The 1,871-nt window shown below is 72.0% G+C and carries 2 protein-coding genes and 1 pseudogene; all 3 read left to right on the plus strand.

Features of this window, described 5'->3' with window-relative positions; genetic code table 11:
• Nucleotides 1–297: 297 nt before the first annotated feature.
• Nucleotides 298–834 (plus strand): annotated as a pseudogene (locus tag AOK24_RS51055) (LCP family protein); the annotation flags it as partial.
• Nucleotides 835–935: 101 nt separating this feature from the next.
• Nucleotides 936–1,331 (plus strand): hypothetical protein, encoded by a 396-nt coding sequence (locus AOK24_RS23460; RefSeq protein WP_055722047.1) that lies wholly within the window; start codon nucleotides 936–938, stop codon nucleotides 1,329–1,331.
• A partial coding sequence (locus tag AOK24_RS23465; protein ID WP_055722048.1) for an RICIN domain-containing protein occupies nucleotides 1,328–1,871 on the plus strand: 544 nt, incomplete at its 3' end. The genes AOK24_RS23460 and AOK24_RS23465, both read left to right, overlap by 4 nt.

Consider the following 1,871-nt stretch of genomic DNA (forward strand, 5'->3'; position numbering starts at 1 on the left):
GCGTTGGGCGGGCCGAGTGCGCTGGCCGTCTCGCGGGTGGCCGTGTTCGACGAGGGGCCGCCCGCCGACGGGCCGGGCACGACCATCCTGCTCATGGGCATCGACGACCGGACGCTCACGCCGGAGGAACTGCGGGAGTTCCACGCTCGCGGGGAGGCGTGCCACTGCACGGACACCCTCATGCTCGTCCACATCTCCGCCCGGCAGGACCGGGTCAGCGTCCTGAGCCTGCCCCGCGACTCCCTCGCGCGCATCCCCGCGCACCGCGACGCCGGGTCCGGCGAGTGGGTGCCCGNNGTCGGCGGGGTCGACGTGTGCACGGCCCGGGGGATCGACGACCCCGCCACGAAACTGGCGTTGACGCCGGGCACCCATCGTCTCGACGGCGGGCGCTCCCTCCAGTACGTCCGCTCCCGCAAGTTCGACGGCGCCGCCGACCTCGGCCGCGTCCAACGCCAGCAACGCTTCCTCGTAGGCGTGTTGAAACGCCTCCAGGACAACCCCGTCGACCTGCTCCGGCTCAGCCGCACCGTGCTCGGGTCCGTCACCGTCGACCAGGGCTTCAAAGACGCCGAGTTGGTGTCCCTCGCCAGGACACTCGTACGGCTCGCGCCCTCCGCCACCGAGTTCGCGACGGTCCCCATCGGCGGGTTCGAGAACGTTCCCGACGTGGGGTCGACACTGGTGTGGGACCGCTCCCGGGCCGACGAAGTGTTCACCCGCCTCCGCGAAGACCGCGCCCTGACCCCGGCCTCCTCTTCCCAACGGCCCTCCGAGGTACCCGAGTTCGGGTCCTACGAGCCGGTGCGTGGCGGGACGATGGTCTGCGGCTGAGGAGACGGCGAGCCCAGAACCCCCGCGAACAGCGCCCGTTCCGCTGTCGTCCACCCCCGCACGGGACTACCGTTGGCGCCCACGGCGAAGGGGGCAACGTCATGCTGGACGAAGCGACGCTGGCGCTGGCCGCGTCCGTGGGAACGGCGGTGGCGCAGGCCGCGGGGACGGACGCGTGGGCGGCGTTCAGGGCGCGGCTCGCAAGGACGTTGGGACGAGGCGACGCGGAACGCGAAGCGGCGCAAGGCGAACGCCTCGACCGCACGGCGGACGACGTGACGGCAGGGAGGGGCGAAGGCGCGGACGCGGTCTGGCGCACGCGGACAGAAGATCTGCTGGAAGACCTGGCCCCGCCGGAGCGAGCCGCTCTGAAAGCTCAGCTGAAAGCCCTGGTAGGAGAGTTCACCGGCGCCAACGGATACCTCTTCCTCGGCGACGCCGCGATCCAGAACGGGAACGGCAACATCCAGGTGAACAGGTTCGGTCCACGCCCGTGAAGCGGCGCAGGAACAACACTTTTCACGGCCCAGGAGCCATCCAGGAGGGCTCGGGCAACCTCCAGATCAACGTGCACGACAACCGCATGACCATCCTCGCGGTCTGCGTCGTAGGCATCGTCTTCGGCACGACCCTCGCGGTCGTCCTCCTGAGCGGCGGCTCCGGCGAGCAGAGCGACGCCCCCGCCAACACCCCCACCACACCGACGAGTTCAGCCGTACAGCCCCGTAAGGACAGCGCCCTCGCCGGCCGCCTGGTGAACGACGGCAGCGGCCTCTGCCTCCGCGCCCCCGGCACCGCGCCCGGCCTCGTCCCCGTCCTCGCGACCTGCGCCGCCGCCCCCGACCGCACCTGGACCCTCCCCACCGGCCACGACGACAGCGAGGCCCGCGCCCTGCGCAACGCGCACAGCGACCGCTGCCTCACCACCACCGGCACGGAGAACTCCGCCCCGGTCCCCCAACTCCCCTGCACCACCCGCCCGGACGCCCACTGGCAGGTCCTGTGGGGAACCGGCGACCGCGCGGGCCACTTCATGC

It is taken from the genome of Streptomyces niveiscabiei, from assembly GCF_001419795.1.
GTDB lineage: Bacteria > Actinomycetota > Actinomycetes > Streptomycetales > Streptomycetaceae > Streptomyces > Streptomyces niveiscabiei.

Coding starts and splice junctions, on each gene's coding strand:
- AOK24_RS23460 (WP_055722047.1), top strand. CDS start 936: ATGCTGGACGAAGCGACGCTGGCGCTGGCCGCGTCCGTGGGAACGGCG.